Consider the following 7436-nt stretch of genomic DNA (forward strand, 5'->3'; position numbering starts at 1 on the left):
CCTTCGACGCGAGCGCCGAGGAACGCGAGACGCGGGGGTTCATCTCGATGACGATGATCCGGCCATCACGAGGGTTGACGGCGAACTGGATGTTGCAGCCGCCGGTGTCGACGCCGACCTCACGGATGATGGCGATGGCGAGGTCGCGCAGCCGTTGGTACTCCCGGTCGGTCAGGGTGAGCGCCGGGGCGACGGTGATCGAGTCGCCGGTGTGCACGCCCATCGGGTCGAGGTTCTCGATGGAGCAGACGACAACGACGTTGTCGGCGTGGTCGCGCATCACCTCGAGCTCGTACTCCTTCCAGCCGGTGATCGACTCCTCGAGCAGGACCTCGGTCGTCGGGCTGGCCTGCAGGCCGGCCCCGGCCATCCGGCGCAGCTCGGTCTCGTCGTGGGCGAAGCCGGAGCCGAGGCCGCCCATGGTGAACGACGGGCGCACGACGACGGGGTAGCCGAGCTTCTCGGCGCCGGCAAGGCATTCCTCCATGGTGTGGGCGATGTACGACGTGGCCACCTCGGCGCCGCACCGCTCGACGACGCCCTTGAAGAGCTGGCGGTCCTCGCCGAGCTGGATGGCCGCGACGTTGGCGCCGATCAGCGGGCAGTTGTACTTCTCGAGCACTCCGTTCTCGTGCAACGAGATCGCCGTGTTGAGGGCGGTCTGGCCTCCGAGGGTCGCCAGGACGGCGTCGGGCCGTTCCCTGGCGATGATGGCCTCGACGACCTCGGGGGTGATCGGCTCGACGTAGGTCGCGTCGGCGAACTCCGGGTCGGTCATGATCGTCGCCGGGTTGGAGTTGACGAGGATGACGCGGATCCCCTCGTCCCTCAGGACGCGGCACGCCTGGGTGCCGGAATAGTCGAACTCGCAGGCCTGCCCAATGACGATCGGGCCGGACCCGATCACCAGGACGCTGGTGATGTCGTCGCGACGGGGCATCAGGCCCGGCCCTCCATCAGGTCGGCGCCGGGTGCGGCGCGGGTCTCGGCGCCGCTCATCAGCTCGACGAAGCGGTCGAAGAGGTAGGCGGCGTCGTGTGGTCCGGCCGCCGCCTCGGGGTGGTACTGCACGGAGTAGGCCGGCACGTCGAGGCACTCCAGGCCCTCGACGACGTCGTCGTTGAGGCAGACGTGCGAGACGCGCACCCGCCCGTATGCCGTGTCGCTTTCCCGGTCGGCGGGGGCGTCGACCGCGAACCCGTGGTTGTGGGCGGTGATCTCGACCTTGCCGGTCCTGCGGTCCAAGACCGGCAGGTTGATCCCGCGGTGGCCGTACGTCAGCTTGAAGGTCCCGAACCCCAGCGCCCGGCCGAGGAGCTGGTTGCCGAAACAGATGCCGAAGAACGGGATCCGCGCGTCGAGCACCTGACGGAGCAGGGCGACCTCGCTGTCGGCGCTGGCCGGGTCACCCGGGCCGTTCGAGAAGAAGACCCCGTCGGGGTTGAGGGCGGTGATCTGGGCGAAGGCCGTCGTCGAGGGCAGGACGTGCACCTCGATGCCCTGCTCCGCCAGCAGCTGGGGGGTCATCGCCTTGATGCCCAGGTCGATCGCGGCAACAGTGAAGCGCTTCTGCCCCAACGCCTTCACCACGTAGGGCTCGGTCGTGCTGACCTCCGAGGCGAGCGAGGCGCCGGTCATCTCCGGGGCCTGGCGCACGAGGTCCGCGAGGACGCTCGCAGAAGCAACGGCATACTCCTTGCCGCTGAAGATGCCCACCCGCATGGCCCCCCGATCGCGCAGGTGACGGGTGAGGGCCCGCGTGTCGATGCCGCTGATGCCGACGACGCCCTGCTCGACGAGCTCGTCCTCGAGGTGCTTCGTCGAGCGCCAGCTCGAGGGACGCAGGGCCGGGTCCCGCACGACGTAGCCGGCGACCCAGATCCGGCTCGACTCCGAGTCCTCCGTGTTGACACCGGTGTTGCCGATGTGGGGCGCGGTCATGACGACGACCTGACGGTGGTAGCTCGGGTCGGTCAGCGTCTCCTGGTACCCGGTCATGCCGGTCGAGAAGACCGCCTCGCCGACGGTCGTGCCGGTGGCGCCGTAGGCCTCACCGCGGAAGGCCCGTCCGTCCTCGAGGACGAGCATCGCGGGCTCGCGGTCGACGAGCAGGGGGGGTGCGCTCACAGTGTCTCCGTATCGGTCTCTTGCGGGTCCCGCCAGGGGTGGTCGTCGCTCTCCTCGCCTGCGTCCGGCGACTCGGTTGCCAGGGCCGCCGTCATGCGAGCCGCCCCTCCCGGGCGGTGACCCGGCCCCGGAGATACGTCGAGACGACCGCTCCGGTGAGCGTGCGGCCGTGCCAGGGGTTGTTGCGTGAGAGCGACAGTGACGTCGTGGCGTCGACCGTCGTCACGGCGTCGGGGTCGACGAGGGTGAGGTTGGCCGGCGACCCCGACGCCAGCGGCTGGCCGTGGCCCCCGAGCCGGGCGATCCGCGCGGGGAGCACCGACATCACCCGGGCCACCCCCGCCCAGTCGAGCAGTCCGCCCCGGACCATGACGTCGCTGACGACGGCGAGTGACGTCTCCAGGCCGAGCATCCCGAACGCCGCATCGACGAAGGCGTGCTCCTTGTCGTGCCGGGCGTGCGGCGCGTGGTCGGTCGCGACGGCGTCGATCGTGCCGTCGGCGAGGGCCGCGCGCAGGGCGGCAACGTCCTCGGCCGGCCGCAGCGGCGGGTTGACCTTGAAGACCGGGTCGTAGCTCGTCAGGAGATCGGAGGTCAGCAGCAGGTGGTGCGGGGTGACCTCGGCGGTGACGTCGACGCCCTGCTGCTTGGCCCAGCGGATCACCTCGACCGAGCCGGCCGTCGACACGTGCGCGATGTGGACCCGGCTGCCGGTGTGCCGGGCCAGCATGACGTCGCGCGCGACGATCGACTCCTCGGCGATGCCGGGCCACCCGGGCAGACCGAGCCGCCCGGACAGCTCGCTCTCGTGGCAGCACGCCTGCGAGTCGGCGAGGCGGGGGTCCTGGGCATGCTGCGTGATGACGCCGCCGAACGCCCTGACGTACTCCAGCGCGCGGCGCATGACGCGGGCGTCGTCGACGCAGTGCCCGTCGTCGGAGAAGACGCGCACGCGGGCGAGGGATCTGGCCATCAGGGCGAGCTCGGCGAGCTCCCGGCCCTCGAGGCCCTTGGTCACCGCCCCGACCGGCTGGACGTCGACGAGGCCGGACCGACGGCCGAGGTCGAGCACGCGCTCGGCCCCCTCGGCGGTGTCCGTGACGGGGCTGGTGTTGGCCATGGCGAGGACCGCCGTGAAGCCGCCGGCGGCGGCCGCGGCGGCGCCGGTGGCGATGGTCTCGGCATCCTCCCGCCCGGGTTCGCGCAGGTGGACGTGGAGGTCGACGAAGCCTGGGAGGGCAATGAGCCCCTCGGCGTCGACGACCTCGCAGGGACCGTCGACCGAGAGCCTTCCGACCTCCTGGATCCGATCACCGATAACGAGGATGTCGGCCTGCTCGCCGCCGAGGATCCGGGCCCCACGGATCAGGGTGTGCTGATCGGTCTGCGGCAGTGCTGTGGCGGTCATGGGGCGATGTCCTCCCCGGACAAGAGGTGGTAGAGCACGGCCATCCGCACCGCGACGCCCGCCGAGACCTGAGCGAGCACGACGGACTGCTCGGCGTCGGCGGCGTCGGCGGTGATCTCGAGACCGCGGTTCATCGGTCCGGGGTGGAGGATGACGACGTCGGGGTTCGCGTCGACCAGGCTCGCGAGCCGCTCACGGGTCAGGCCGTAGCAGACGGTGTACTCGCGCGCGGTCGGGAAGTAGCCCCCGCTCATCCGCTCGCGCTGGACCCGCAGCATCATCACCGCGTCGACCCCGCCCCCGGCCCCACCGGTGCCTGCGCCCGCGAGGACGGCGTCGAGGTCATAGCTCGTGGCGAAGTCGTCCGCCTCGGACCACGAGTCGATGCCGCTCGGCATGAGCGTGGGCGGCGCGACGACGGTGACCCGGGCGCCGAGCCGGCGCAGCGTGATGATGTTGGAGCGAAAGACCCGCGAGTGGGTCAGGTCGCCGACGATCACGACGTGCCTGCCGTCGAGGTCGCCCAGCCGCTGGCGCAGGGTGTAGGCGTCGAGCAGCGCCTGCGTCGGGTGCTCGTGGGTGCCGTCCCCGGCATTGATGACGCTGGCGTCGACCCAGCCGGCGACCTGCTGACAGGCCCCAGAGGCGTGGTGGCGGATGACGAACGCGTCGACGCCCATGGCGTCGATGGTGCGGACGGTGTCGCGTAGGGACTCGCCCTTGGAGGCCGAGGAGCCCTTGCCGGTGATGTTGATCGTGTCGGCTGACATCCACTTGCCCGCGATCTCGAACGAGGACCGGGTCCGGGTCGAGTCCTCGAAGAAGAGGTTGATGATCGTGCGCCCGCGCAGCGTCGGGATCTTCTTGACGTCGCGTTTCTGCACGTCGTGCATCGACTCGGCCGTGGTGAGGATGGCCTCGACCTCCTGGCGGCTGAGGTCCGCCGACGACAACAGGTGACGGGTCACCGATCTCCTCCGCTGATCCGCACGCCGTCCTCCTCGTCGTCGACCTCGGCGAGCCGGACGTGCACCCGTTCGGTCGAGGACGTCGGGAGGTTCTTGCCGACGTGGTCGGCCCGGATCGGCAGCTCCCGGTGGCCCCGGTCGACCAGCACCGCGAGACGCACGGCGCGCGGCCGGCCGAGCTCGGCGAGCGCCTCGAGGGCGGCCCGGATGGTCCGCCCGGAGAACAGCACGTCGTCGACGAGCACGACGACCTTGTCGTCGATGCCGGGACCGGGGATGTCCGTGCGGGCCAGGGCGCGCACCGGCTGGTGGCGCAGGTCGTCGCGCTGCATCGTCACGTCCAGGGTGCCGACGGGCACCGCGACGCCCTCGACCTCCGCCATCACGGCCACCAGGCGGCGGGCGAGCGGCACCCCGCGCGACGGGATCCCGAGGACGACGAGGTCCTGGGCACCCTTGTTGCGTTCGAGGATCTCGTGGGCCACCCGGCGGACCGCCCGGGAGACGTCACCGGAGCTCATCACCACGCGTGCGGCCGGGGAGGGCTGTGACACAGCAACCACCTTGACCTCCTTCCCCGCCTCACAGGACGGTGGTTAAAGGATGTCGGATCGAGGCCAACGATAGCGGGTCCGCGGCACTCCTCCGGCCACCCGTCCGCTCCCCGGAGCGCGCACCCCCAGGGTTGACGCTGAGTCGAGGTGCCTGACTCACCCTGCAGCCAGCGTCAACCTCCTCGACGCTGCGTCAGGAGGGCCCGGCCCCAGCGCCGACGGTCACGTCAGACGAGCGTGGGCTTGACCTCGGCCAGTCGGGCCAGCAGGCCGTTGACGAACGACGGTGAGTCGTCGGTGCTCAGTGACGCCGCGAGCTCGACGGCCTCGGAGATGGCGACGTTGTCGGGGACATCGTCGTTCCAGAGGACCTCCCAGGCCCCGATCCGCAGGATCGCGCGGTCGACGCCGGGCATCCGATCGACCGTCCAGCCCTGGCTGTAGGTGGCGAGGAGGTCGTTGATTTCCTGCCACTTGTCGATGACGCCCTCGACGACCGTGACGGTGTACTCGTTCGGCGTGGGCCCCTCGTTCTGCCCGGACAGGCGGTCGGCGAGGAGGCTCTGCACGTTCATCCTGCGCTGGTCGGCCTCGAAGAGGATGTCCAACGCCCGTTTGCGCGACTTGGAGCGGGCAGACACGTGGTCGCCGCCCTAGTTCACGCGGCCGAGGTACGACCCGTCTCGGGTGTCGACCTTGATCCTGGTGCCCTGCTCGAGGAAGAGCGGCACGGCGATCTGCGCCCCGGTCTCGAGCGTTGCCGGCTTGGTGCCACCGGTCGAGCGGTCGCCCTGCAGGCCCGGCTCGGTGTAGGTGATCTCGAGGACGACCGAGGCCGGCAGCTCGACGTAGAGCGGTGCGCCGTCGTGGGTCGCCACGATCGCGTTCTGGTTCTCGAGCAGGTAGTCCGCGACCGTGCCCACGACCGGCTCACCGACGTGGAGCTGCTCGAAGGTGTCGACGTCCATGAAGACGAAGTCGGACCCGTCCTTGTAGACGTACTGCATCGTGCGCTTGTCAACGTTGGCCGACTCGACCTTGGTGCCCGCGTTGAACGTCTTGTCGACGACCTTGCCCGACAGGACCGCCTTGAGCTTGGTGCGCACGAACGCCGGACCCTTGCCCGGCTTGACGTGCTGGAACTCCACGACGGACCACAGCTGCCCGTCGATGTTGAGCACCATGCCGTTCTTGAGGTCGTTGGTCGTAGCCACTGACAGAACCGCTTTCGTATGCCGGGCACACCCGTGCCCGGGGAAACTCGCCTTGGGGAAACTCGCCTTTGGGGATCGGGGCGAGTCTACCGGGAGAGGTGTCGGGCGAAGAACTCCTCGATGCGCCGCCACGCGTCTGCCGCCGACGCCGGCTCGGGTCCGGCGCCGGTGACCTTGAGGATCGGCCGGAGGAACCACGGCCCGGTCTCGGCGTCGTTGAGGAAGGAGTGGCCGGCCTGCGGATACTCCTTCACGTCGTGCTCGACACCCAACCGGGTGAGCTGGGCCTCGAGCTTCGCGGCCGACCCGGCCAGAGCCTTGTCCTTGCCGCCGTAGCTGCCCACGACCGGGCAGGCCCCGACGAGCACGTCCGGCGTCCGCGGCAGGAACCCGTAGTTGACCGCGCTGACGTCGAAGCCGTGCCCCGCCGCTGACATCAGCGCGAACGCCCCACCCATGCAGAACCCGATGATGCCGACCTGGTCGGTCGTGTCGTCCCGGTCCAGCAACCACTGGCGCGCGGCCGCGATGTCCTGGAAGGCGCGCCCCTGTCCGGAGCGCAGGGCCGCGAAGGTGGCCTTGAGGCAGCGCCGGGCACCCCCGGACGTGAACAGGTCCGGGGCGATGACGACGTAGCCGAGGGAGGCGAGGTGGTCGGCCTGCCGCCTGGTGACGTCCTGCAGCCCGAACGCCTCGTGGACGACGACGACGCCGGGCAGCCGCTCGGTGCCCGGGGGTCGCGTCGTGTATGCCGCGAGGCCCGGTGAGGCCCCCCGGACTCGGGTGTGCGCGCCGAGGTTGACCATCTCTCCCATGGCGACACTCTGTCAGGTCGCGCGCCCGGAAGACGCCGAGCCCCCTGTCAGACCCCGATCGTCAGCACCGTCGTCGCCAGGTCATCCGCCGGGGCTTACGGCGCACGGTCTGGGCTCGGCCGTGGTCGCCCGCTCGTCCAGGGCCAGGTAGACGTGCCAGGACCCGTCGAGCCGAGCGGCGAGCCGGCAGAGCGGCGACCACCCGTTCACCGCATGGACGGGGGTGCCTGCGGGCAGGAACCCCGCGTCCCCGTCTCGAGCGGGCGGCGGCATCTGATGAGTGCGGTCGTTGAGCTCGTTCAGGGAGCAGCGGACCCGGAGCTGCACCGCACCGACCTCGCCGGCCCCGA

General features: G+C 70.6%; 8 protein-coding genes and 1 pseudogene. All 9 read right to left on the minus strand.

Annotated features, from left to right (window positions below; genetic code table 11):
• Positions 1 to 940 (minus strand): annotated as a pseudogene (gene carB, locus ACLL9L_RS15705) (carbamoyl phosphate synthase large subunit); the annotation flags it as partial.
• Positions 940 to 2088, minus strand: coding sequence for a glutamine-hydrolyzing carbamoyl-phosphate synthase small subunit (gene carA / locus ACLL9L_RS15710; RefSeq protein ID WP_411285603.1), 1149 nt, complete (start codon positions 2086 to 2088; stop codon positions 940 to 942). The pseudogene carB and the gene carA, both read right to left, overlap by 1 nt.
• 130 nt (positions 2089 to 2218) lie before the next feature.
• On the minus strand, positions 2219 to 3535 hold the full coding sequence (locus ACLL9L_RS15715) for a dihydroorotase (RefSeq protein WP_411285596.1): 1317 nt from the start codon (positions 3533 to 3535) through the stop codon (positions 2219 to 2221).
• Positions 3532 to 4503 (minus strand): aspartate carbamoyltransferase catalytic subunit, encoded by a 972-nt coding sequence (locus ACLL9L_RS15720; RefSeq protein WP_411285597.1) that lies wholly within the window; start codon positions 4501 to 4503, stop codon positions 3532 to 3534. The genes ACLL9L_RS15715 and ACLL9L_RS15720 overlap by 4 nt, the downstream gene beginning before the upstream one ends.
• Positions 4500 to 5057: a bifunctional pyr operon transcriptional regulator/uracil phosphoribosyltransferase PyrR gene (gene pyrR / locus ACLL9L_RS15725; RefSeq protein ID WP_411285598.1), complete on the minus strand. Its 558-nt coding sequence runs from the start codon at positions 5055 to 5057 to the stop codon at positions 4500 to 4502. The genes ACLL9L_RS15720 and pyrR overlap by 4 nt, the downstream gene beginning before the upstream one ends.
• Positions 5058 to 5284: 227 nt before the next feature.
• On the minus strand, positions 5285 to 5698 hold the full coding sequence (gene nusB / locus ACLL9L_RS15730) for a transcription antitermination factor NusB (protein ID WP_411285599.1): 414 nt from the start codon (positions 5696 to 5698) through the stop codon (positions 5285 to 5287).
• Positions 5699 to 5710: 12 nt separating this feature from the next.
• Complete coding sequence (gene efp / locus ACLL9L_RS15735; RefSeq protein ID WP_411285600.1) at positions 5711 to 6271, minus strand: elongation factor P; 561 nt, start codon at positions 6269 to 6271, stop codon at positions 5711 to 5713.
• Positions 6272 to 6357: 86 nt separating this feature from the next.
• Positions 6358 to 7086 (minus strand): dienelactone hydrolase family protein, encoded by a 729-nt coding sequence (locus tag ACLL9L_RS15740; RefSeq protein WP_411285601.1) that lies wholly within the window; start codon positions 7084 to 7086, stop codon positions 6358 to 6360.
• An 81-nt stretch (positions 7087 to 7167) separates the two neighbouring features.
• Positions 7168 to 7436 (minus strand): hypothetical protein (locus tag ACLL9L_RS15745; protein WP_411285602.1); only part of this gene is annotated, 269 nt, incomplete at its 5' end.

Origin of the sequence: Lapillicoccus sp. (genome assembly GCF_046595215.1) — a bacterium.
In the GTDB taxonomy this organism is placed as follows: domain Bacteria; phylum Actinomycetota; class Actinomycetes; order Actinomycetales; family Dermatophilaceae; genus Lapillicoccus.

Bases quoted from the DNA above. Each gene is read 5' to 3' on its own strand.
- ACLL9L_RS15740 (WP_411285601.1), bottom strand. From the start codon at position 7,086: ATGGGAGAGATGGTCAACCTCGGCGCGCACACCCGAGTCCGGGGGGCC.
- carA (WP_411285603.1), bottom strand. From the start codon at position 2,088: ATGCTCGTCCTCGAGGACGGACGGGCCTTCCGCGGTGAGGCCTACGGC.
- ACLL9L_RS15715 (WP_411285596.1), bottom strand. From the start codon at position 3,535: ATGACCGCCACAGCACTGCCGCAGACCGATCAGCACACCCTGATCCGT.